Source organism: Arthrobacter sp. 01N444 (assembly GCF_056399305.1).
In genome coordinates, this window is sequence record NZ_JBFTRB010000014.1 from 43,596 (window position 1) to 67,611 (window position 24,016).

The window sequence follows — 24,016 nt, forward strand, 5'->3', positions numbered from 1 at the left end:
TTGGCCATTTGGCAGCCGACGTGACTTGGCCCAGAACTATGCACTGTCGACTTTGATCCCGCGGAAGGATATGGGGACTTTTCCCTTATAGGCCTTACAGAGGGTGAAGTAGCCGCCGCGGTGTTCCGCGGTTGTTACCGATACCTTCGCCTCTTCGGCGTCGGGCCGGGAAAACGTTATGCGGGAGCTTTCCACTGAGATCCTCAAACTGATCCATGATCCGGGCACCGGAGGAGCTGTCCTCAACACGCCCAAACTTTCGGAGGCGCCGGACTCGCGCCTGGCGTAAAGCCGAAGCTCGCCTTTGTCATCCAACAAGAGATGGTAACCGGCTGGACCAGGTTCGAGCGGTTGATACGGGCTGTCGCTGGTGAGGCCGAATGCTAGTCCGGCCTGCACCGAAGAAGGCACCCTCGTGGGCCAGCACAACTGAAATTCGATGGAATATTCATCGCCGGCGATGGGGCACATGGACCCAAGTGAATAGCTTTGGTCCACGTCGTCGGCAAGTGTGACGGTTGCTTCCCGGGGTGAAATAAGGGGCTGGAAGGCCCAACCGAGGGTCGACGGAAGGTCCCCTGCGGCGCGGAGCCCCGTGGCGAAAGTGTCAGCGGTGGCCGCCGGAACGTCGGTCATCACGTAGGGAATGTTGGGACACATCATGCCCCGGACTCCCAGCCCAAGAAGGCTGTCTCTTCTCGAACGTGTATGAACCTCCCAACAGATCGTGGGCCGTCCGAAACCGACGAGCCGCTGTATATCCGCGTCAGCCGCCAGATGATAAATGCCTACGAAGTCATGACGGGCGGCGTACTTTTCAAATTTCTTGTCCGCTCCGTCCACAAAGTAGCCCCAGGTTTTATAGCCGCGGGCCCGTGCGTCTTCGAACGTTTTGACGCCCGCGTCCTGCTTCCAGACGAAATGGCCGGTCGAGTCCGGATAGGTATCCATGAGGTCCAGGAGCACTTTGGTGTTGGTGCCCTGCTTGTCCTCCAGGAAGACAACGTGTGTGGCGGCGCAAGCGTCCAGGACGTCCGACAATTTGGGTATCGGCTGGGGGGCCGTTGACGGCCCCAGCCATTGCCGCGCGTCGACGCGGAACTCTGCGAGTTCCGCGTACGTCATGTTCTCGATGTCCTTGTCGACGCCTGTTAGGCGCGAAAGATTAGCGTCATGATGACAGACCAGGACGCCGTCGGACGTTGAGTGGACCGAGACCTCTATAGCCCGCGCCCCCGCGGCCCTAGAGGAGTCGTAGGCGACTTTCGTGTGTTCGGTCCAGTTGTCTCCGGAGCCCCTGTGGGCGATATAGAACGGTGTCGTTCCGGTAAGGCTGTCCACCGTATGGATCGGCGATCGCTCGGGCACGGCATCATTCGCTGAACAGGATGCGAGCACCAGGCCGGACGACGATGCGATGAGGAAGGTCCTCCTCGATACATGTTCTGGTGATTGTCTGCCAGTCCTACCCATGGGACCGGACCTTACGGACTGGGTCAGACGGCTGCCGTGCAACGTAGTTGGAACTTGCCGTCAGCGAGTTGAAGGAGAGTTGGTGAATTACATTCATAGCCATCCGTCTCGGTCGTCCTTTAATTGGCATCTCGTAGTGGCCCAGCAGCACTCGTCTCGCGCTGTTGGTTCTTCTTTGGCAGCATTAGTCCCAGGCCCAGTCCCATCGTGGCGACGGAAGTCAGCAGGGGACTGAAAAAGATATTCCACAGCGTGATGACAGCCAGGAAAAGAGGCAACGCGCTTCCCCGTCCGTGCGTGATTCCAACGACTATGGCGCGAAGCGCCCAAACGGCTATAAACGACGCTAGCGCGAGTGCAGGAATGCCAAACAGTGCCCACAGGTCCCCCACCACGGAGTGGACCTCGAATTGTGACCCGAACATGTATTTTTCTACGTAACCGTTGTTGGGTTCATAGTTGATGGAGGCCATGCCCGTTTTCGCTACGGTGACGTCCGTCGGCGAGGGAATGATACCGAGGCCAAATCCCAGCGGGTTGTGGGCGAACAGTCCCAGCGTTGCGGCCATTTCCGGCCGGCCTCCCAGGATGAGGGATCCTGTCATGTTGATTTGTGTCACGGAGCGGTCTTGTGCAGCAGCGCCGAGGTAACCCTCCACGAGCAGACTTGTAAGGACGTCGTACACTGCCACCGCCATGCACGCGAGCGCGAGCATGGTCTTTATCACTGACCTTCGCCCGCTCTTGCCTCGAGGCACCAGCTGCCAGAGTACGAGAATCATGACCATTCCCAGCATTCCAAACATAGATCGCGAGTCGTTTAGCTGGCACAGGACAGCCAACAACGTCAGTGTGAGGGCCTCCACTAATCCTTGCCGGCGCCTGCCCCAACGGCCAACGCCATACGCAATGGATAAGCTGATGACAATGACGGGAACGGAGTATCCGAATTTCCAGGCGTTCTCCGCTGCGGCTCCCGACCGCGATACGCCCAAGAGCATACCGAGCCCGTAACTTAACCCGATCAACCATTCGGGCATTACTTGCTTTGCCCATAGGACCGTGCCAACGGTGAGCAGAAGACCCACGAGCAGTGTCACGTTATTTATGGCAGTGCTCGAATCCACCTGGTGATCAGGGGCATTGAGTGCCAACAGCCAGAAACCGGATAGGCAACAGGCTATTCCCAGCACAAAAAGGCTGGCCGCTCCTCGGAACTTTCCGAGAGCCCCCAGCCAAAGGGGCGCGATGACCAGCGCAGCCACATAACCTACGGTGATTGTGTGGCTCAATTGCAGGCGGGCGCCCAGAAGGACCAGGACGATAAACGCCACCCAGACAGTCGCGTGCTGCCACTGTGCGGCGTCAATGCTAGCTAGTGGTCGATCCGGCCGTCGCAACGCACTCTGGCTCACACAAGTTTCCTCAGGGCGTCGCCATCGATGGAGAGGTCATCGGCTCTTCCGCCCAGCTCCCACTCGTGCTCGGGCGCCATGGCATGTTTTGCCGCCGGCAGGGCAGCGTCGCCATAGCTCCTCGGGATGTCCCGCCCGAGTTTGATCCGGTTCAGGATGACGCCGAGGACCCGACCCTTGACGTTTTCGACCGCGTCCGCGGCCGCCTTCAACTGGCCCCGGCGGGTGGAATTGGCCCGCGCCACGAGAAGCGCCCCGTCGGTCAGCCGGGATAGGGCGAGCGAGTCGGCCACGGGCAAGAGTGGCGCGGAATCAAAAATGACAATGTCGAATTGCTGGACCAGGGCTTCCACCGTGGCCGCCATCATGGCTGAAGTTACAAGTTGGTTCGGATTCGGGGGTACCGCACCGGACGGGAGGACCCGGATGGGACCCCAAGGTTCGATGACGTCCCCTAGTTTGGCCCTGCCGGTAAGAACGGTGGTGAGTCCGAGCGTTCCATCGATGCCGCAGTACTCAGCTATCCGGGGCCGGCGCAAATCCGCATCGACCAGGATTACCCGGTCAGATCGTTCTGCCAGGGCTAAGGCCAGGTTGATTGCCGTAGAACTTTTTCCCTCCCCGGCAACTGCTGACGTGACAACCACGGACCGGACACGCGCATCTGGATCAAGAAACTCTAAATTAGCGGCGAGTTTCCGGAACGACTCGGCGGTCACACCGGTCTTTTGCGTCCGGAAGTCGGCCACCTCGGCCCCGCCCTTTCTGCGCAGACCGGGAATGGTCCCCAGGAGCGGAATCTCAGTAGCTCGCTGAACGTCCTGCTCTGTTCGTAGCCGCGTGTCGATAACCTGTCGGCCCAGGGCATAAGCCGATGCCACGGCCAGGCCCAGGGCAAAACCGGTTAAAGCCATGAATCGCTTATCAGGGGCAAACGGGTTGTTGGGCGCCTGGGCCTGCTCGACCTGCTGCATCGTGATAGCAGGAGTTCCATTGTCAGCTTTAGGAGACAGTGCCTGCGCAGTGGTTGCTAGCGAAGAGGACACCGCATTTGCAATGAGGGCAGCCTGGGTAGGCGATTCATCGGTCACCGCGATCTCGATCAAGACCGTATTCAGCGGAGTATCCGCGGAAACCGCATCGGCCAACCGCTCCGGCGTGGTTTGCAGATTCAGCTTCGTGATGACCGGACCGAGGACAGACGGCATTTTTGCAAGCTTCGCATACGACTGGATCAAGTTCTGCGTGAACGTTGACCCCTGCACGAGCTCCGTGGTTGTACTCCCGCGCTGAGTCGACACGAACACGCTGCTTGAAGCCTTGTACATTTTTGGTGAGTTGAGCCCCAGGACGAAGCCGATACCCGCACCCAAAAGTGCCAGTGCGGTTATGAACAGCCACCGACGGCGCAGCGTCCCTAGGTATTCGGCAAGCTCCATCCAAGATCCCCCTTGCAGCGTTTCGGCCAACCCTACCGCTTGCTGACCGGAATATGGTCCGAAATTATCACCCGTTTTACAGATGACGGGCTACACTGCGGTCATGGATGGCGGACATGAGGACACAGTCTTGGCATCGATCCTGGTAGTCTGCACCGCTAACGTCTGCCGGTCGCCGTACGCGGAAGCGTTACTGACCGACTACGCAGCGCGAGTCGGCCGGTCCGGCGTTGAGATCCAGAGCGCCGGGACGCATGCGGCGAACGGTCAGAGCCTCTGTCGCGGCGCCTCCGCCCTTTTGCGCAAGGGTGGCGTTGAAAGTGGTGCCTCAAAGGAGCACCGCTCAAGGAAACTGGAACTTGGTCTCGTGCGCCGCGCGGAACTAATTCTAGTCGCATCGCTCGAGCATCGCTCTGAAATTGCTTATCTGGACGCAGCTGCACGACGCCGAACGTTCACCCTCAGGGAAGCCGCTGCCTACCTCGGTGAACTGGCATCCCGGGGGAGGCACGCAGGCGGGGTGCCAGTCGGCGATGCCTCCCTGTTCCAGATCGTGGAAGCGATGAACTGTCTCCGCGGTACCGTCGCTATCCCGGAAGGCTCGCCGATGGCGCTGCCGGCGCTGCTCAGTCGGGGCGGTCCAAGCGCCCAGCGGCGCCTGGATATTGCGGATGGGCATCTTCAGGGCCCACTGCACCATAAAGCGGCCCTGAATCAGGTGCGCCAAGCCGTGGGGAAGATACATCTCGGCCTCAGCGCCTTAGGCGGCTATTGACGAACCTTATGACCAACGCCGAAGAAGGGTGAGACCGTCCCAGGTTCCGCGGACGGCGGCCCACACTGGCCTGACGGGCCGCAGGAACTGCCGGCGTCCGCCGCGAAGCAGGATGCGCCAAGCGGCCGGAATGGCCGAGCCCTTCCATCGCCTTCTGTCATCCGGATTTAGGTGGATCGCTGCGAAGAGCAGCCGGTTGCGGATGTTGTAGTAGTAATAGACGGGCGATTTGGCCCTGGAACCCGGTCCGCTGCCCTGGGTGCCACCTTCATCATGAGTGGCTGTGGCCTCCTCCACCACCTCTAGGGCTCCACCGGCTGCCTCAACGCGGAAGGAGAAGTCCACATCCTCCCAGTACAAGAAGTACCGGTCATCGAAACCACCTGCGGCTTGCCACATTTCGAGGCTTATCAGTAGGCATGCTCCTGTTAGCCAACGGCGCTCACCGGGCGGCAGCGCAGCGGATGCATGGCGTCTCCCCCTGGTTTCTCCGTCCTCCATACGAACTGTGGCCCCGGTGAACCAGATACTTCCGTCCGACCGGACGATACGGGGAGCCACGACGGCCATCGGGTTGTGTTCGACGGCGTCCCTCAGCAACTGAAGGCTGGACATGCCCAGTGTCGCATCGGGGTTGATCAGCAGGAATGCTCGTGCGCCGGCTCGGGCAGCAGCTTCGACGCCTAGATTCATCCCGGCCCCGAATCCCAAGTTGGTCTCCGGCGCCACCAAGGTCCAGCCTCGCCGGGCAACGAGGCTCGCAACGGCGTCCCGTTCTGTTCTATTCGTGTAGTTGTCGACCACTACTACAGAAACATCCGGTGTGTGGCCGGACACGGGCGCAATATTCGTCTCTAACAATTCATGCGAGCCGTAGTTCACGACGATAATCGCCAATTTGCGCTTCGGATTCATTGCCATGTGAGCACCATATAGCTTACTGTCCAGAAAGTACCGTCGTCAGACCCAGACGGCGGCGCGGTGTCTGACAGCGAAAAGCGGAGGTTTGCCGCCCAGATTGGACTGGAGTAGAGGACCCTATGCATGCATGCGTCACGTCACCAGCGGTGCTAATGGCCCACCCGAGTTCTGAACTCTACGGCGCCGACCGGGTGATGCTCGAAACAGTAGAGGGACTGGTTGAACAGGGCTCAAGGGTCGTTGTGACGGTACCTCAAACGGGACCGCTTGTGGCAGAACTTGAGGCGCGCGGCGCCACCGTCAGCTTGTGTCCGTCGCCGGTATTGCGCAAAAGCTCAGCCAATCCGCTCGGTTTGCTCAAGCTGGCAGTCGAGGCAGCAAAAGCCTCAATACACGGGCTGAGGCTCATCCGGAGGACTGGCCCTGACGTGATTTACGTGAGTACTCTGACCATTCCTCTGTGGCTTTTGTTGGCCCGGCTAAACCGGCTCCCCGTCCTGACGCACGTCCATGAAGCGGAGAAGTCGGCCAAGTGGCCAGTCCGCTTGGGGATTGTTGCCCCTTTGATTCTGGCGGATCGAATTATCGCCAACAGTCGATACAGTGCAGAAACCCTCACTGACACTCTTCCGGCACTCGCGAAGAGGGTGCGGGTTGTGTACAACGGAGTGGTCGGCCCGGATGCCGTGACCGCCCCCAGGGAAGCCGTCGTAGGGCCCCTGCGCATGGTCTATGTGGGCCGGCTGTCTCCACGTAAAGGCGTCGACGTTGCCGTCGCCGGGGTGGCCGGGGCTCGCCGGCGCGGGATTGACGTGAGCTTGGAGCTCGTCGGCGCGGTGTACCCAGGCTACGAATGGTACGAGGCGGAACTGCGAAGCCTGGTGACCAGCCTGCGCTTGGAAGGGCACGTCCGTTTTCTTGGTTTTTGCACCGATGTTTGGCCCAACCTGGCGCGCGCTGATGTCGCCATTGTTCCGTCAAGGCTTGACGAGCCCTTTGGAAACACGGCGGTAGAGGCGCTTCTCGCCGCACGGTTGCTGATTGTCAGCGATACGTCGGGCCTTCGGGAGGCTGCAGGAAACTATGCCGTGCCCCTATTCGTACCAGCCGATGACCCCGACGCCATAGCGGATGCCATTGAGCTACTACACCGGGCCTGGCCGGACTACCGCCGTCGGGCAATTGAGGACTCCGTGGTAGCCGAAGAGCGGCATCGTCCATCTGCCTATCGAAGCCGCCTTAACCGCGAGATTAAGGAGACTGCCGCATTGAAGAGGTCCAGCAAATACGAGGCAGGACCGGACCGGGAACCGGTACGTTAATCTGCCGCGTGCCGTGATCCGATTTCCTTTGGCGGGGCCTCCCTGACCGATCTGAGAAGCACGCGAGCCGGACATGTGTCACTGTTCGAAGGAGAGAGACTGAGTGTTTTTGCCTAAACTGAACTCCACCCGTGCCCGGCTCTATGAATCATTAAGGACGGCACACCTCGAACGTGCCCGGCAACTGGAGCCGGCTGTTATCCTCTACCGCCAGAAAAGGTACGACTTTGATGAACAGCTGACGCAGGGACTGCACCTGGTCCATGCCAACCGGCTGAAAGCAGCCTTTCTCCTCGGCCGCTCCCGGGTCCGTCAGCTGGAGATTAATGAACCCCTCATGCTCTCCAGTCTCCCCGCGACGTTCTTGGCTCTTGTTGCAGTCCGCCTGGCGGGGGCGGTACGAGGTCACCGCACCCGGATCGTGACGTACGCGATCGGCAACGCCGATCCCTTTGCAGGATCTGGCGGTCAGGGCTGGAAGTCCCGGACGCGGAAAATGGTGGAACGGCGCCTCGCCCTCTACGTCTGGCGTCATGTGGACCGGATTGCCTTCGGAACGCTGGCCGCGCAGGAGGTTTACCGCGACGTGCTCCCGCGCCTGCAGGAGGGACAGGAAGAATGTCTAGTTCCCGCGTTGCCGGCCCCGTGCGAGTGCAATCCGAACTATCCGAAGGTCCCAGCACGCGTCGTATACCTTGGTGATCTGTCCCGACGGAAGGGATTCCCGTTGGTACTGGCGGCCTGGTCCGGCGTTGTTCAGCAAGATCCGGGAGCGGCACTTGTCATCCTGGGCAAGGGCGCCATGGTGGCAGAAGCAGAAAGCGCTGGGACCTCAAACAGCAGTGTTGAGGTCCACATCGATCCAAGCCGCGATGAGATCCATCGGGTCTTACGGCAGGCCCAGGTGCTGGTTCTGCCATCGCAGTCCACAGCTACATGGCGGGAACAGGTCGGGCTTCCGATTGTAGAAGGGCTCGCACACGGCTGTTCCATCGTCACGACCACCGAAACGGGCCTGAGCGACTGGCTTGCCGACCACGGCCATGCGGTGGTGTCGCCGCACGCAACAGCGCAGGAGCTTGCGGATGTCATCTGCAAGGCCATAGCCTCGGGTCCCTTCGGCAACGACGTGACGGCAAGTCTTCCTGACTCTGACGGACGGTTGGCCGCCGACGAGTGGCTGTTCGAGGCCTCACCGGACGTGGCACGGTGACGCTTCGCAGAAATCCCCAGGCTGTAGGCACAGAAGCGTATCGGTCAAGCATGTGGTCCAAGCTGGGGAAAACCGCGGGCACAAAAATGATTGTCCTAGGTCTTTCAGGCCTGTGCGCCATCGTGACCAGCCGAATGATACTTTCTCACTTCGGTACGGAAGCCTATGCGCAATACGGCCTGCTTGCCTCTCTGCCGAGCCTTCTTCCCTTTGCGGACTTAGGCATTGCCGCCGTCGTCATAAATTCGATCGCCGAGGCCAAGAATCCCAGGAGCGACGAGCACGTTCGTCGGTCCCTGCTGACTGCCTTGAGGATCCTCCTCGTTTCCGGCACCGTAGTCGTGGCAACGTCCGCCCTGGTTTCCGTCCTGGGGCTTTGGCCCGTGTTGCTAGGCAACGGCCTTCTACCGGATGGCGGAGCTTGGGCGGCCTTTTTGTGCATGGCCGTATTCGGGATCACCCTTCCCCTCGCGGTGGGGCAACGGATCCTGGTCGGGCTTGAGCGGACAGCCACACAGGTTAAGAGCCAAATAGTCGTTGCCCCGCTCATATTGCTGGCAATTCTACTATCGATTGGGCTTGCGGCGCCGGTTGGCAGCTATTTGGCAGTGTTTTCCTACGCCGCTGCTGCCGTCAACTCCATCATCTGCCTCATCATTGCCAGCCGTCTGATCAGTCCTCAGCTGACCTCAGCTCTCAGATCCGTTCCGCACATAAAACGCGAGCCCGGCATCAAAGCCTTCCATCTTGCCTGGCCCATGCTCCTCCAGATGGTCGCCCTTCCAATAGCTATGCAGAGCGACCGGCTGCTGCTCAGCCATTTGACCCATGGAGAGGAGCTGGCGCAGTACAACCTTGCCTCGCAACTTTTTGGCATGATTCTGCAAGTTATTGCCGCGGCAGGAATAGTTCTGTGGCCCATTTATGCCAAGGCGAGATCGGCGTCGCGCATCGAATCGCCGCTCGTTCCGACAATTTGGTTTGCCGCGGGTGGCCTATTCCTAGGCGGACTACTGGCCATCGCCACGCCATTTCTCGTTGCCTTTGTTTCCGATGGCAGAATTATTCTGGATGCGTGGCTCGTTTCCGGGTTCGCGGTTTTCGTCGCCCTCCAGGCAGCTAAATACCCAACGGGCATGTACATGACCGACAGCGCAGGCCTGCGGTTTCAGGTCCTGCCCATACTCATGCTTGTCCCGCTGAACATTGCCATATCGTGGTGGCTGATTTCGCTGCTGGGCGCGGCGGGGCCGATCATCGGCTCCGCCATCTCGGTTGCAGCCTGCCAGCTGATCCCTAATCTCTGCTACGTGACGCGCGACTTGGCCCGGCGCCGGCAGGGGCAGGGCACCGGGGCCAACTTGTCGCCCCATGAAAGCAACACGGCCAAGCTATGAACTTCCTGCTGATGAGTCTCACTTTGGTCGCAGGCCGGGGTGGTGACGAGAACAGGCTTTAGGCCGGATGCAGCCAAGTGAACGGCAGCGCGGCCCCCGTCGGGCCATAAACGCGGGGGGCGGACTTTTGGGCCTGGTTCCCCATGGTCCAAGTCTCGACAACGAATTTTCCGGAGCCCACACTCGTCCCGTCCCACTTGGGGTTTTTCACCGTCAGCACACAGTCTGTTCCGCCGCGGGCTGCATCGGAGTTTAAGGACATGTGCAAAGTACCGCCGGCGGTCTTCCGGTCACAGATCATCACGGGATCGTTGTACGTGATACGCGTGGACTGTTCGTGGTTGAAGCAGTACCCTGCAAGCTTGCCTGTCCCGGAGCCGATGTATTCCGAACGCACCCGGGTCACAGTTGAATCACGCGACTCGAACCAGGCAATGCCGCCGCCACCAGTAAGAGAATGGTGGAAGTAGCAGTCCTGGAATGTGATCCCCGAGCTGTTGTTCACCATTACGGGGCTGGAACTAACCCGCACACCTGCGCGGCGGCCATCCACTTCGGTATTGGTTACCCGCACCGAAGTGCACTGGAATATGCTGATGCCCCCGGTTTCGCCCGGCGGGACAGAGTCGTAGCCGGTGATGCCATTGATATAGACGTTATCGACGACGCCGTTTGCCCGGCTCAGCCGAAGGCCGTTGTACTCATGGCCCAGGCTGGTTCCCTGGATTTGGAAGTTGCGCAGTTCGACTGTGATCATCGGATCTGCGCTGGAAGCGATCGCGTGAATGAGCATGTAGGGCGAAGCTCCACCGGTCCACCTCGGCTGGCTCGAGGAGGCCATCCTAAAAATAGTGTTGCGTCCGGACCCCACCAGGCCGCGACAGCCGGCACCACCGGAACGATTCCCCAACCGCACGCCGTCTTTGTACCCGTAGCGGAAATTGGACGGAATGGTGAACACGCCTTCGGGGAAGGTCAGCACCCGATTACCGGTAACTTTGTTGATGACCGTCTGCAGGTCGTTGCCGGAGCTGTACAGGTCCTCATAGCGGACGTAGCCGGTGCCCGTCGGACGAGCGATGGCCGCTGCGGACGGTGTGGCGTTACCGAGCTGGCCTGCCGCCAGCCCGAGGGCCGCCGCGGCCCCTAATCCCAGGGCGCTCCTACGGGAAAGATGAGTCGCTTCCATTATTTGTTCCTTAGATCTGAGGGGCCGCCCAAGCTTGCGCTCTACCGCAACGTAACGACTGGATAACTTTTGCCGTTACAGCATCGGGGAAGGTGCGACGGCGTGTCAAACCAGCACTACGAGTTTGTTCCCCCTTGAGGCGCGGTGTGTCGGGTCACCTCAATTGCGCTCCCTTTGGGGTCCCCCCGGCCAGACGCGAGTCCTGACGCGGGTGACGCCGACCACGCGCGAGTCCCGCCCCGACGGCGGAGAGCCCCCTTGAATGTGATTAATACCACGCCCAAGGGGGCTCTCCGCCGGCGTTCCCGGCCGTGTCGCGCCGGAAGTTAGGGCTCCCTGCTGGTAAGCCAGTTACGCAGGGTCACCTTTACCGGGCCGTTGAGGTTCGACCCCGACACGTAGCTGAGTATGCCGACGGAGCCAGGGACCTGGAGCGCCGACGTCGAGTCGGTCGCGGTCAGGCTCCATGCTGCCGGCTCAGCGGTGCTGGTTTTCCAGGCCTTAGCGCTCAAAGTACTGGGCGACGTTCCGGTCACGGCCATTTTGATCCGCACGGAATCTCCCATGTTGTACGTCAGCCCGAGGGTCCTGGTCGAAAGGATGGTTTCCGCCCCTGCAACCGTTTTGGTCAGGTACAGAGTCAAGGCTCCGGTCCTGGAAATCCATAGCTTGGCTCGATAGTCGTTGGAGCTGCCGGCGTTACGGCCTATCACCGAGACAAAGGTCCCGCCACCGTCTCCGATCTTGTCGAGGGATACATCGAACTGCGTCACGGCCGAGGCCGCAGAAACCGCATTCAGGAATGCGCTTCGAGTAGCTCCCGCAGCGTTGTTGATCGTTGCATTTCCATTGGCGACCGAATAGTTGCTCGCACCGGACGGAGTCGTCCAGTTGCCTCCGACATCCGCCTGCCCGAAGCCGCCGGCAACTGTCCGACCGAAGTCGTCCTTAGCCAGGGGCTGGTTGGCAGGAGCCGTTACCGTGATGGACTTGCTGACGGTACCCGTCGCTCCCTTGTCATCCGTTACCGTCAGCTTGACCTGATAGGTTCCCGCCGCTGCATATGTGTGCGACGGAGTCCGCCCTGTCCCGGCCGGCGAGGAATCGCCGAAGTCCCAGGCGTAGYTGGCAACCGTGCCGTCCGGGTCTGCCGACGCCGAYCCGTCCAGCGTCGCGGTCAGATCCGCCACAGCCGAGCTAAAGGCAGCCACCGGAGACTGGTTGGCCGCGGCGACCGWTACTGCTTGCGTCACTTGCCCTGTCGCTCCCTTGTCATCCGTYACCGTCAGCTTGACCTGATAGGTTCCCGCCGCTGCATATGTGTGCGACGGAGTCCGCCCTGTCCCGGCCGGCGAGGAATCGCCGAAGTCCCAGGCGTAGCTGGCAACCGTGCCGTCCGGGTCTGCCGACGCCGACCCGTCCAGCGTCGCGGTCAGATCCGCCACAGCCGAGCTAAAGGCAGCCACCGGAGACTGGTTGGCAGGCGTGGTGCCTGCACCCAGGGCGTAGTGAGCCGAAACGTCGGAGGAACTCAGCGCCGTGGAGTACACGGCCACCTCGTCGATGGCTCCCGCGAAGTATGGCTGCGGTCCCCACGTCGTATCTGCACCCACACGCCAGTAGCCGTTGTAGGCCTGGGACTCGGCCTGCGGATTGGAACCGACCTCCTGGCCATCCACATACAGCTTCATCCCGTCCGACGACTGGGTTGCCACCATGTGGTGCCACGACCCGTCGTTGTACGGCTGTGGAGTCGTAATGGTGTTGGCTTGACCTGTCCAAACGCCGAACGTCAATTGTCCGCTGTTCTCCATGTAGACGTGCCGGTCGTAGTTGCCCGAGAGTCCGGTCTGGGAACCACCGAAACCGATCAGCTTGCCGCCATTGGTGGTGGTTGTGTTGAACCACAGCTCCTCCGTGTAAACCGTGGGGTTGGAGAACTGGGCGTCGGACGAGAGCAAGCCGGATGAGCCGTCGAATTCGACGGCGGTATTAGTCACTCCTGCGAGCGCCCCTGGGCGTCCCAGACTCGTTCCGCTGACGAAGGTACCTGTATTGCCTACCGCACCGCTGTCGGCTGCCGTCGTTCCCGTAGTTTCGCCCACCCTCCAGTACAGGTCCGGGTTGAGCTGGAACACTGCCTTGCCGTAGTTGTCTACAGGCGCAGTGGGCAGGTTAAGGGTGCGGCCGGAGGCCTGGAAGTGGTTCTGGACCTGGGACAGCCCCAGTACGGTCGGGTAGATGCTTACTTCATCGATGCTTCCCTGGAAGTAGCTGCTTGCGGGCTGCGACGGCCAGCCGTTGAGGTTGTCGCCACCGATCCGCCAGACCCCGGTGTAGGGCTGTCCGCTGGTCACGTCCGCGCGCTTCGCAATTCGCTTTCCGTCGACATATAGCACCATTCCGTTAGAACCAAGGCTGACGGTGACTTGGTGCCACTGCCCGTCATTGAAACCGGCGGAGCTTTGCAGGGTTTCCGTGTTTCCGGTGTAGACGCCGTAGATGATCCGTCCTGCATTGTCCATGTAGACGTGGCGGTCATAGCTGCCGGACTCTCCTGTCGGGCTATTTCCAAAGCCGAGTATCTTGCCTCCTGAAGTGCTTGTGGTCTTGAACCACGCTTCGGCCGTGAACGTGTCCGGGCCTTGGATCTGGGTCTGGGTAGCCCCGAACCCGGTATTCGTTCCGTCGAAGGTGGTTGCAGCGTTCGTGTCCCCGGTGATGGCGCCGGCGGTTCCGCGTGTTGCGCCGGTCCCTAGGCTGATATCGCTCCAGCCGGCCCAGTCTACGGCGGTCCCTCCGCTGCCTTCGCCCAACCGCCAGTAGTCAGCCGCACCGTCGTCGAGAACGCCACGGGCATAGTCACTGACGCTCCCGGCCGTGGCTGTGGTGACGCTGACGGCGTTCGATTTCGCGGTGTTGCCGAAGGCATCGGTGGCGATGATCTGATATGTGTGGGTGGATCCGGCCGCCAGTCCCGTGTCGATGTATCCCATGCCCGGCCGACGCCAGAAGTCGGACTCCTGTGTTTTGGTGTAGATCGGCGTGGCAGTCTTTCCGTCACGGATGAGCTGGTAGCTCAGGTTTTGATTGTCCTTATCCCAGTTCGCCTGCCAGCTGACCCGCGCCGTTCCGGTGGCGGTGCTGATAACGGACGGGTTGAAGGCGGCGCCTGTGACCACCGGGCCCTGCTTGTTTGGCGCAATGCCCTTGACTGCAAACCGGACCAGGCCCTGCTGGGCTTTTCCGTTTACGCTTGGGAACTCGCCGCCCGCGACGATGTATTGGTTGTTGCCGGTGATGTTCCAAGCGGCCTGGGATGCGCCGCTGAACGTGCCGACGGCGAATTCGGGGTACCACTGAAGGAGAGACGGCGAGGGATTCCCGGCAAAATTGAAGTATCCATAGGGATCATCGGTCAGAGTGCCCGTCGCTGCCTTGCTGAACGCCAGTGCATGATTGAATGTCCACTTTGGCGACGTCTGGGGAAAACCGCCGATGTTTCCGCAGTAATGGGCATGACTTACGGTGTAGACGGCTGTATCGGATGCGTAGACGCCATAGGTGTCGCCGTGGCAGTCCTCGACCCACTTGATGGCACCGTCGGACCAGTCAGCGGAAAATGTTCCCTCCAGGTTCCCGCCGTTGCCAAACACGTAGCCCGTTCCGTAAACTCTTGTTCCGTCGCTGGCGAGGCTGAGGATGGCTGCTTGTGGCCCGCCGTTCCTCACCAAGCCGTTCGCGGCCCACGGCAACAGCCCGCCGGTGTTAGTATCGACTGCCCCCAGGCCGTAGCCGGGGTTGCTCGAACCGTTGAGTGTGGTGAAGCCGCCCCCCACTACAACCTTGGAGTCATCCGGTGAAACGAGCAGCGTGTTGACGTCGCCGCCGGCCGGGACCGGGTTCCAATTCAGCAGGGTAGCGTTTGACGTCGACACTGCGGCCAGCTTGGGGCGGCTGACCGATCCGACGCCGCTGAACCACCCGCCCATGTAGACGGCGTTGTTGGATGCCGTGAGAGCCACCACACGCGAGTTAACTTTCGGCGCCCAAGACGTGATCAGCGCACCAGTCGTGGGGTTCAGCGCAGCTACATAGGGCCGTGCTACGCCGTTCACCTGCGAAAAGGCGCCCCCGACGAAGAGCTTGGATCCGTCTGGTGAAGCCGCAATGGTTTTCGCCATGCCGTTCAGGCTGGCGGTAAATGTCGTAATCAGATTTCCGGTTGTCACGTCGTAGGCCAGGATATTGTTCCGGGCGACGGTGTTTGTTCCCGGTGCGGCGCCGGCCGGCCTGGCCGTGTTGAATTGTCCTACCGCGTAGGCCACGTTGCCGATGATGACCTGCTGCCAGACGATTCCATCGATCTGCACCGTGGGCAAAGCATCCGCCGAGACGGTGACGGGTGTGGCGGGGTTGGCGGGATCAAGAGGAGCGGTGTCGGCCGTAACGGGAGGAGCCGCGACCAGGGCCATCGACATAGCAACCGCGGAAGCGAGCAGGACGGCGCCAAGCTTCCTAGGCCCGTTACCGGGCCGGCGTCGAGAGCGGTTTGTTGGAACGGGTTGGGGACTGGACGGTTCGATCATGGCTTACCTTCTGTCGGTGCGGCACCTTCGAATGCCGCAATAGGCGAATCAACCTGAAAATTCACGAGAACTCGAACCTTGTCCCGTTGGTCTACGGGAACCAGGAAAACATACGTGGCCGAGCCGGACTCCCCGGGGGCGATCGTGGGGGGAAATTCGGACACATCAGGCCCACTGAGCGTGATGGAAGGCAGATCCTCCGCACCTGCGCTGACGTTCACTACGACGTCCGCCGTCGAAAGGGGGCGGTCCGTGCTGTTATGGAGAGTGACGGTGAACCGGAGGGATGGGCCGGCGACCTCACCGGCTTTTTGAGCCTGTCCCTGGACGCTCTCAAACTCGTTGATCTCGGCGGTGATGCCTTCCCGTATGGATGCTGGTTGATCCAGCGGGACCGGCGGCGCGACAGGCTGGTCCACGTTGGCAAGCTGCGCGTCGCTGCCGGTCGCGGGCGCACGAGCCGGGCTGGCCGCCGTCGGCTCCGGGGCCGGCGCGGAAGCCGGCGAGGCCGGGGCAGTTGTGCCGCCCGGCAAGGATTGCATTGCCGTCTCCGTCGGAGTCGCTGTCGGTGTCGGCGTCGGCGTCGGCGTCGGCGTCGGCGTCGCAACAACCCCGGTTGAGGAGCCAGCTAGACCCGCGGGACGGTTGTTGGAGGACTGGCTGGTCCCCCAGATGATGGCTCCTATCAGGAACACGGTCAGGAGAAATCCGATCACCAGGAACTGGACTCTCCGCCGGCTGTCTAGGGGACGGCCCTCTGCAGTATTCGTGCTGTTGTTCATGATTCGCTCCGAGTTGAGACCAATTTGGATGTTGAGAGGCTTCTCATATCGCCAAACCACCGGGTCGAAGCCACTGCCAGATGCATTGCGTTGAGCGCGAAGAACAAGCTGTAAACCGTGAAGAAGGCAAGCGGGGCCCCCAGCAGCAGGAACACCAAACACAGCACTCCGTAGTCAGTGGGGACTAAGAGCGCAGATTTGAGCGCTGACGACTTCCTGGGGATGGCAGCGCGGCCGGACTTCAGCAGCACCGCTGCCTTGAGCTGATCGTTCAAGATCATCGCAAAGAACGACACGGTTCCGACGATGGCGTAGCCAATCGGAACCAGGAGCCATCCATCCGAGGGAAGCTGGAAATGGCGGAAGGCCGCGATGAGAACGGCAAGGTGCAGGCTGACGATCTTCGTACTGTCCACGACGTGGTCCAGCCATTCTCCGGCCACGGAGCCACTCCCTTGGAGCCGCGCCAACTGCCCGTCTGCGGAGTCAAAGATGTATCCCAGCGCCAGCGCTGCCCAGACGAGTGCCCCGACCCACCCAGCCGGGGCGGCCGTGGCCAGCAGGATTATCCCGCCAAAGGTGAAGGTTGCACTGACCGCGGTGACCTGGTTAGGGGACATGCCGGCGCGATACGCTGCTGCCGCGACGAATCTGCCGGCCCGCCGGTTGACGAGGATGGAATATGGCGGGGCCCCGGCCGCTACGGGTTTCTGGGCGGATCCCAGCGCTGCGAGCGTTCCCTTGAATCCGGTCCGCGGCGGTGACGTCCGAGCATGCTGTGCTCCTACCCTGCTCACGATGCCACCCGGCTTTCGTCCTGCGCCCGTGCGGCGGCAGGGGGTTCGCTGTTTTGAGCGTGGGTCAGGGCACCGGAGTCCAGCCCGTAGCACAGCGTTTCGTAAAGATCTGCCACCAGGTCCCAGTCGTACTTCGCCGCAATTTCCCGGGCTTGGCTCCCTCTCGATCTGGTTCCGGCGAGACGCGCCTCAGAGTCCTCGGCCAACCGTGCGACGTCGGCCGGGTCGCGGAAGTATTCGCCGGCTGACTCCAGCACCTCGCGGTTGAAGTTGACGTCAAAAGCGTTGGTCGCCGTACCCGCACCGACCGCCCGGAGCAGGGAAGGATTGGTGCCCCCGACAGAATGGCCGTGCCAGTAGACCAAGGCGTTGGCGTACAGCTCATCCAGCAACTCCTGGTCCCAAACCCCGCCAAGGAATCGCACTCTCGAGTCTGCGGAATCCTTCACCTTTTGGCTGTACTCCTGGCCGTAAGGCGTGGTTCCCACGACGACTAAGGGGAGCTTGGCGGCGCTCCGGACATAGCCTTCAACGATCATATGAACGTGGTTTTCCGGCTCCAGCCGGGCCACCACGAGATGGTACTGCCCGGAGGACAGGCCGATGCCCGCGAGACGTTCCGGCTCCCGGGGCGCAAGTAAGGGTGCGCCGTACGAAATCAGCTGGGTGGCGGCATTGAAGGTGGCGCGGTAGTAGTCACGAATCCCGGCTGCATCTGCAATAAGGGCATTGGAAAACCGGACGGCAAATCCCTCTGCCCAGCGGTAGTACCGCTTCCCGATGGTCCCCCACTTGGCCCGCTTCCATTCCAGGCCGTCCATGTGGGTGGCAACTGGAATACGCGCCAACCGGAGAAGGGGAAGCCAAGGAGCGTTCGCTGCATTGAAAACGATTGTGGCGTCAGCCCTGCGGAACAGCAGATGAGCCACCGACAATCCGGTGTGGCTCAAAGTCTCGAGTGAGCGTCGGCGGAGTGCCGGCAGATGCACAAGCTGCATCCCCTCGTATTCCTTGACGCGGGAGTCTATGCCGTTGCCGGAGCGGCAGTAGACCGTTACCAGATGGCCGCGCTCAGCTAGCCTGCGCCCCACTTCCTCGACACAGGTTTCGAAGCCGCCGTAATGTGCGGGCACACCCCGTGTCCCGACCAGTGCAATACGTAATCCGGCACTCCGAACAGCTTTATGTTTCATTTTTCCCCCCGGGACTATGTGGTTTTAGAGAGACCTGCTGGCTGGCCCCGTGGGGCCCGGACGTTTTGAATTAGGGGATGCCTTGCAGGGGCACCCACCCCTGAGCGTCGGAGTTTAGGAGCTCAAGGGTCCGGCGAATGGCTGTGCTGGACGTGTGCACGGTGTAGGGAAAATAGACAACGTCCACGCCCACTGCCGCGAAATCTCGTTCAAGCTCCAAGCCCTTGGGCGTGCCCCTCCAGTCGTCCCCTTTGAAAAGAACGTCGAAGGGATTGGAACGCCAGGTGTCGATCTTGCGCGGGAGGTGTTCAGAAATCGCATCATCTACAAATCGGATATTGCGAACGATTTCCAAACGTTCTGCCAGCGGAATTATCGGCGGCCGGCCCTTGGTCTTGACCAGGAGCTCATCGGTGACAACGCCGGCAACCAGGAAGTCGCATTCCGCTTTGGCCTGCCGCAGCAAATTCAGGTGGCCTACATGAAATAGATCAAAGGCGCCCGCTGCATAGCCGATTCGGGGGGTCATAGCATCTCCTTCAGTACGCACCGACGGGACTGCGCATGGCTCTAAAGGTTCTCCACAGGATGACGAGGTCGCCTGTGAGCGACCAATTCTCCACGTAATAGAGATCCAGTCGGACGCTCTCCTCCCAGGGGAGGGTAGAACGGCCGTTGATCTGCCACAACCCAGTTATCCCGGGCTTAATCAGCAGCCGGCGGTGGGTGAATTTCTCATAGCTCTGGACTTCGAGAGGCAGCGGGGGCCGGGGACCGACCAGGCTCATTTCGCCGGTCAGCACATTCCAGAACTGGGGCAGCTCATCGAGGGAGAACTTACGCATCCATTGCCCGCATTTTGTAATTCGTGGATCATTTCGGATCTTGAAGAGCGGGCCGGCACCCTCGTTCAGGTCTCGCAGGGAGTCGATGTCGGTTTCAGCGGCCTGAACCATCGTCCGGAACTTCAACATGTGGAAGGGAACGCCGTTCTTGCCCGCACGTACCTGGCGGAAGATGACTGGACCCGCGCTGTCGCGCTTGACGATGACGGCCAGGATCAGCATTAGGGGCGACAAAACCACCAGCGCCGCTGAGGCAGCCACGACATCTACTACGCGTTTCAGTACGTGCTTGCCGCCGGCGTACTGAGGGAGCTCCACATGCACCAGCGGCAATCCGTCTACAGGGCGCCAGTGGATTCGCGGACCGGCAACGTTTGTGAGGCGTGACGCCAGGACGAGTTCCGTTCCGGTAGCCTCGAGCTTCCATCCCAGTTCCCGGATGTACTTGCTGCCTCCAGGGAGCGGGCCCGCAACGATGACGGCATCCGCGCCTGCGACTTTGACCATCCGTGAAATCTCAGCCAGTGTCGAGAGAACCGGAATGCGGTACCAGGGAGGCCGCAGCTCCAGGGACTTATCCAGGGTGGACAAAGCCACACCGGAAATCTGATAACCGGCGGCCGGATTCAGTTCGATCTGGTTGATCACGTACTCGACGTCCGGCGTATCTCCGATCACGATGACTCGGGAGAGGTACTCGCCCCGGCTCCGCTGCTGGTTCAGCCACTTCCGCCAAAGCCACCGGCTTCCGGTGAGCAGCACAAGCCCTAGGGGCAGGGCAATCGCAAAGTAGCCTCGTGCGACATCGAAACGGACAAAGACCATTGCTACTGCCAGGACACCGAATAGCTTGAGCGTGGCTTGAACTACCCTCTTGTATTCAGTTGCGCCTGCACCAAACGTCCGGCTATCTCGGGTGGAGTAAATCTCCAGAACTGCAATCCAGGTGACCAGGATCAGCATTGATACCACGATGTAGCTGGTTTCAAAGTCCCACTCGGCCGCCGCCGGCACCTCGGCGCCGAAGCGGAAAAGGTAAGCCGAGGCGACCGAAATGAAAATCGCTGTCGCATCAGTGATTCGGAGATGATTGGAGAATTTTTTCCACCGGCGGGTGGCTGCACTCCGGGGAACGGCGATATCGGCAGGGGATTCGTCATCCCATACCGAGTGCTGAGGCCTCGTTGAAATTTTTGCCGGGGCCGGGGTTCGGATAGTGTTCGTGGGGCGTATCCCCGCATGGAGTAGCCGGCGGTGCTTGACGTCACTCATGCCCGCCGCCGATTTCCTTGAGCCGATTAGACGTCCCGCAACTATTCGCAGCAGTGAGCGCTGCGAACGGGGGCAAAGTGCGGCGCCGGGTCAGGAGGGCGGCGGCTGGCGTCTGCCGGTGCGAGAGCGTCATTTCCCGTGCGCTCTGCCGGTGAGGCTCATCCATTAGGAACAAACCGGGGGGGACCCACTGAAGCTGCTGGTCATACATGCTGAGACCTTCTAATGACTCGGTCGGCTTTGGTCCCCCTAGTCAAGGGGATGGACCTGCCCTGCACACGAGTGGGGTCTACCCCTATTCATCCGGGTAACCACTTGTAGGATTTATTTAGATTGGCTGAGTACCTGCACCGAATACCCACAAGCGATAGTGAAATACCCGTACGTCGCAGGGACGCAAGCGGTCGATTCGGCCCGGTTAGGGCCGTTCCTCATAGGCGTGGCCGGAACTGCGGGGACGAGTGTGGATCAGCTGCGTGCAGTCGGCAAGATCCCGAACCGGGCAGGTGCCTGCGACTGTTGGTGTCGGACGCAGACGCGACGGCGCAGACGCAGCGGCGTCCCACGGGAGCCCTAAGGGGCCCGTGGGACGCGGCAGTTATTCGGGAGGTCGTTCAAAGCCCTGTAGAGGCTAGGCGTTCCCTTGCACTCATGGAGTGACTGGAGTGCGACCGGAATCGACGTAGTGTTTCTGGACCTGCGCCGGGCTCAATACGCCGGGGTAAATCGAGACTTCGTCAATGACACCCTGGAAGAAGTTGCTCGACCGGACGCCGGGCCAATTAGCGGTGCTGTCCCCGCCTATTCTCCAGTAGCCTGCAAAGTCCTGCCCGCGTGTCACATCAGTCCGCTGAATGACCCGTACGCCGTCGATGTAGAGGGCCATCCCGCTCGATCCCAGGCTTGCCACGATCTGATGCCAGTTGCCGTCGTTATAGCTTCTTGCGGTACTCAGCGTCCTGCGCACGCCGTTGTTTACGCCAAAGTAGATTTTGCCCGAATTGTCCATGTAGACGTGCCTGTCATATTTAATGGATGTTCCCGTTGATCTGTCGCCAAAGCCTAGAATCTTGCCGCCGGCCGTGGTGGTCGTCTTGATCCAGGTTTCCGCGCTGAACACGCTGGGCCCGGGGATTGACGTCTGCGTGGATGCGAATCCGCTTGCGATTCCGCTAAACGTCGTCGCAGTGTTCGCATCCCCCACAATTGCGCCCGGCGTGCCCCTGGTAACGCCTGGGCCGACGACGGCGTCTGCCCATCCGGCCCAGTCGGCGAAAGTGTTACCGCTTGCCTCTCCGAGCCTCCAGAAACTCCCGGCACCATCCGTGAGTACGCCTTGGGCATACGCGCTCAGACTTGCCGAGGCCACAGTCACGTTGACATTGTCTGACCTGGTCACGTTGCCTAGCGGGTCCGTGATCTTGATGCGGTAGTTGTGGGTGGATCCTGGCACGAGGCCCGAGTCCACGACCCCCATTGCCGGCCGATTCCAGAAGGTCGACGCTTGGGTTTTGGTGTAGATGGGCGTGGCCTCATTGCCGTCGCGGATGACTTCATACTTCAGGTTCTCGTTGTCCTGGTCCCAGTCTGCCCGCCAACCCACACGAGCGGTTCCGGGTTTCGCAGAGAGCAGGGTCGGGTTCATGGCACTGCCGGTCAGTACGGGCCCTCGTTTGTTCGGGGCAAGGCTCTTGACCGCGAACCTGACCAGTCCCTGCTGAGGGGTTCCGTTGACCTTGGGAAACTCTCCGCCCAAAATGACGTACTGCGAATTTCCAGTCACAGTCCAAGCGCCCTGGCTGGCGCCGGTAAATGTTCCGGCGTCAATGTCCGGGAACCAGGGCAGGAGGGATGGCCGGGGGGTGCCAGCAAAGTTAAAGTAGCTGGTGCTCGGTTCAGTCGTTATGGTCCCTGTTCGGGCCTTACTGAAGGAAAGGGCGCGGTGATGGGTTCGAGGGGAGGTCTCGGGGAAGCCTCCGATATTGCCGCAGTAATGGGGGTGGCCCACGACGTAGACCGCTGTGTCCGAGGGGTAGACACCATAAGAGTCTCCGTGGCAGTCTTCCACCCAGTTGACCACCCCTCCGTTCCAGGTGGCGGAGAATGCACCTTCGAGGTTGCCCCCCGAGCCGAACACATAGCCGGTGCCGTAAACGCTCGTTCCGTCCGTGGCAAGGCTATAGATTGAGGCGTTGGCCCCACCGTTGCGTGCCAGGCCGTTGACGGCCCACGGCAATAGGTCTCCCGTCAAAGTGTTCAGGGCCGCCATGCCGTAACCCGGGTTGCTCGATCCGTTCACACTTGTGAAGCTCCCGCCCGCGACCAACTTTGTGCCATCTGGAGAGATCACCATGTTGTTGACGTCTCCACCCGCGACCACAGGATTCCAGCTCAGCAGCGCAGCATCTGAGGCGCGGACCGCAGCTAGGCGGGACCGGCTGACAGAACCGACGCCGCTGAACCAGCCGCCCATGAAAACGGAAGTGTTCGTGGCTGCCAGGGCGTATACGCGCGAATTCACTTTCGGGGCAAAACTCGTGATCAGGGCTCCCGTGGCCGGATTCAGCGCCGCCACGTAGGGCTGCGACACGCCGTTGACCTGGGTGAAAGCGCCGGCGACATAGATCCGGGAACCATCGGGGGCTGCGGTGATGGCCTTTGCCTGGGCATTCAAGCTCGGCGCGAACGTCGTATTGAGATTTCCTGTCGTTATGTCATAAGCCAGAATGTTGTTCCGAACCACTGTGTTGGTCCCGGGAGCCGAACCGGCCGGTCGCGCGGTCGTGAAACTACCCACCACATAAACAGTGTTGCCCACGACGAGTTGCTGCCACGCCACACCATCTATCTGCACTGTCGGCAACGCGTCCGCAGAGACCGTGGGTGGCGTGGCCGGGTTGGCGGGATCTGACGGCGCGGTGTCGGCCAAGGCGCCGGGACCCGGCAACAACGCGAGCGCGAGCATCATGGCGACAGCCACAGCCCCGACAACCACCCCTTGGGTGGCGCGCAGGACGGAGTGCGTCGACAACGCCTGCCTCGTTGAGCGCGGTAGGTGACTCCCGTCCCCGCACGGCCGCGCGGGATTCTTCCCGCATACCTCGACGATACTCATGATTTTCCTCCTGATGTGGCCTCGGTAGAGGCATTTGCAGTTGAAGAAACGAGGCCAGCAGGCGCGGGTCTGATCCTCTGTCTAAAGCGGAAGGAGGCCCGGGGGCCCGGATTCGGACAACGCCCGGGGGTCGAGCCTGGACCGCCCCGCACTGGGGCGGCAGGAAAGACTCGATGGACGACGACAAAACATATTGATGCCTTCTAGCAACTCGGTCGGCTGTGGTCTTCCTAGTAGATTGGATTGCCCTCCAGTGCACACGAGTGACAACTACCCTGT

16 protein-coding genes are annotated in these 24,016 nt (G+C 61.1%); 4 read left to right on the plus strand and 12 right to left on the minus strand.

Annotation, left to right across the window (positions count from 1 at the left end; translation table 11 throughout):
• Positions 1 to 36: 36 nt before the first annotated feature.
• The 3 genes from AC1DKN_RS15325 to AC1DKN_RS15335 form a co-directional block, all read right to left on the minus strand.
• Positions 37 to 1,368, minus strand: a complete 1,332-nt coding sequence (locus tag AC1DKN_RS15325; RefSeq protein WP_476871749.1) for a glycerophosphodiester phosphodiesterase — start codon at positions 1,366 to 1,368, stop codon at positions 37 to 39.
• A gap of 224 nt (positions 1,369 to 1,592) precedes the next feature.
• Positions 1,593 to 2,888 (minus strand): hypothetical protein, encoded by a 1,296-nt coding sequence (locus AC1DKN_RS15330; protein ID WP_476871750.1) that lies wholly within the window; start codon positions 2,886 to 2,888, stop codon positions 1,593 to 1,595.
• Complete coding sequence (locus AC1DKN_RS15335; RefSeq protein ID WP_476871751.1) at positions 2,885 to 4,327, minus strand: tyrosine-protein kinase domain-containing protein; 1,443 nt, start codon at positions 4,325 to 4,327, stop codon at positions 2,885 to 2,887. The genes AC1DKN_RS15330 and AC1DKN_RS15335 overlap by 4 nt, the downstream gene beginning before the upstream one ends.
• A 130-nt stretch (positions 4,328 to 4,457) precedes the next feature.
• On the opposite strand from AC1DKN_RS15335, the gene AC1DKN_RS15340 reads away from it, so the two are divergent.
• Positions 4,458 to 5,102, plus strand: a complete 645-nt coding sequence (locus AC1DKN_RS15340; protein WP_476871752.1) for an arsenate reductase/protein-tyrosine-phosphatase family protein — start codon at positions 4,458 to 4,460, stop codon at positions 5,100 to 5,102.
• Positions 5,103 to 5,108: 6 nt separating this feature from the next.
• Here the strand turns inward: AC1DKN_RS15340 and AC1DKN_RS15345 are convergent, their stop codons facing one another.
• Positions 5,109 to 6,023 (minus strand): glycosyltransferase, encoded by a 915-nt coding sequence (locus tag AC1DKN_RS15345; protein ID WP_476871753.1) that lies wholly within the window; start codon positions 6,021 to 6,023, stop codon positions 5,109 to 5,111.
• A 152-nt stretch (positions 6,024 to 6,175) separates the two neighbouring features.
• On the opposite strand from AC1DKN_RS15345, the gene AC1DKN_RS15350 reads away from it, so the two are divergent.
• The 3 genes from AC1DKN_RS15350 to AC1DKN_RS15360 all read left to right on the plus strand — a co-directional run bounded on the left by AC1DKN_RS15350 (position 6,176) and on the right by AC1DKN_RS15360 (position 9,955).
• Positions 6,176 to 7,345: a glycosyltransferase gene (locus AC1DKN_RS15350; protein WP_476871754.1), complete on the plus strand. Its 1,170-nt coding sequence runs from the start codon at positions 6,176 to 6,178 to the stop codon at positions 7,343 to 7,345.
• A gap of 103 nt (positions 7,346 to 7,448) precedes the next feature.
• Positions 7,449 to 8,558, plus strand: a complete 1,110-nt coding sequence (locus tag AC1DKN_RS15355) for a glycosyltransferase family 4 protein (protein WP_476871755.1) — start codon at positions 7,449 to 7,451, stop codon at positions 8,556 to 8,558.
• Positions 8,559 to 8,608: 50 nt separating this feature from the next.
• Entirely contained in the window at positions 8,609 to 9,955 is a 1,347-nt protein-coding gene (locus AC1DKN_RS15360; protein WP_476871756.1) for a lipopolysaccharide biosynthesis protein, read from the plus strand.
• Between the two features lie 58 nt (positions 9,956 to 10,013).
• On the opposite strand, the gene AC1DKN_RS15365 is transcribed toward AC1DKN_RS15360, so the two are convergent.
• From AC1DKN_RS15365 to AC1DKN_RS15400, 8 genes are all read right to left on the minus strand, one after another.
• Positions 10,014 to 11,144 carry a hypothetical protein gene (locus AC1DKN_RS15365; RefSeq protein WP_476871757.1) on the minus strand — a complete coding sequence of 377 codons (1,131 nt, stop codon included), beginning with the start codon at positions 11,142 to 11,144 and terminating at the stop codon, positions 10,014 to 10,016.
• 326 nt (positions 11,145 to 11,470) lie between these two features.
• Positions 11,471 to 15,625: a LamG-like jellyroll fold domain-containing protein gene (locus AC1DKN_RS15370; RefSeq protein ID WP_476871758.1), complete on the minus strand. Its 4,155-nt coding sequence runs from the start codon at positions 15,623 to 15,625 to the stop codon at positions 11,471 to 11,473.
• 104 nt (positions 15,626 to 15,729) lie between these two features.
• Entirely contained in the window at positions 15,730 to 16,515 is a 786-nt protein-coding gene (locus AC1DKN_RS15375; protein WP_476871759.1) for a hypothetical protein, read from the minus strand.
• Positions 16,512 to 17,135 (minus strand): CDP-alcohol phosphatidyltransferase family protein, encoded by a 624-nt coding sequence (locus tag AC1DKN_RS15380; RefSeq protein ID WP_476871760.1) that lies wholly within the window; start codon positions 17,133 to 17,135, stop codon positions 16,512 to 16,514. Before AC1DKN_RS15380 ends, AC1DKN_RS15375 begins: the two co-directional genes overlap by 4 nt.
• A gap of 173 nt (positions 17,136 to 17,308) precedes the next feature.
• Positions 17,309 to 18,505, minus strand: coding sequence for a DUF1972 domain-containing protein (locus AC1DKN_RS15385; protein WP_476871761.1), 1,197 nt, complete (start codon positions 18,503 to 18,505; stop codon positions 17,309 to 17,311).
• A gap of 70 nt (positions 18,506 to 18,575) precedes the next feature.
• Positions 18,576 to 19,034, minus strand: a complete 459-nt coding sequence (locus AC1DKN_RS15390; RefSeq protein ID WP_476871762.1) for an FAD synthase family protein — start codon at positions 19,032 to 19,034, stop codon at positions 18,576 to 18,578.
• 10 nt (positions 19,035 to 19,044) lie between these two features.
• Complete coding sequence (locus AC1DKN_RS15395) at positions 19,045 to 20,622, minus strand: sugar transferase (RefSeq protein WP_476871763.1); 1,578 nt, start codon at positions 20,620 to 20,622, stop codon at positions 19,045 to 19,047.
• A 649-nt stretch (positions 20,623 to 21,271) separates the two neighbouring features.
• Positions 21,272 to 23,590 (minus strand): LamG-like jellyroll fold domain-containing protein, encoded by a 2,319-nt coding sequence (locus tag AC1DKN_RS15400; RefSeq protein ID WP_476871764.1) that lies wholly within the window; start codon positions 23,588 to 23,590, stop codon positions 21,272 to 21,274.
• Between the last annotated feature and the right edge of the window lie 426 nt (positions 23,591 to 24,016).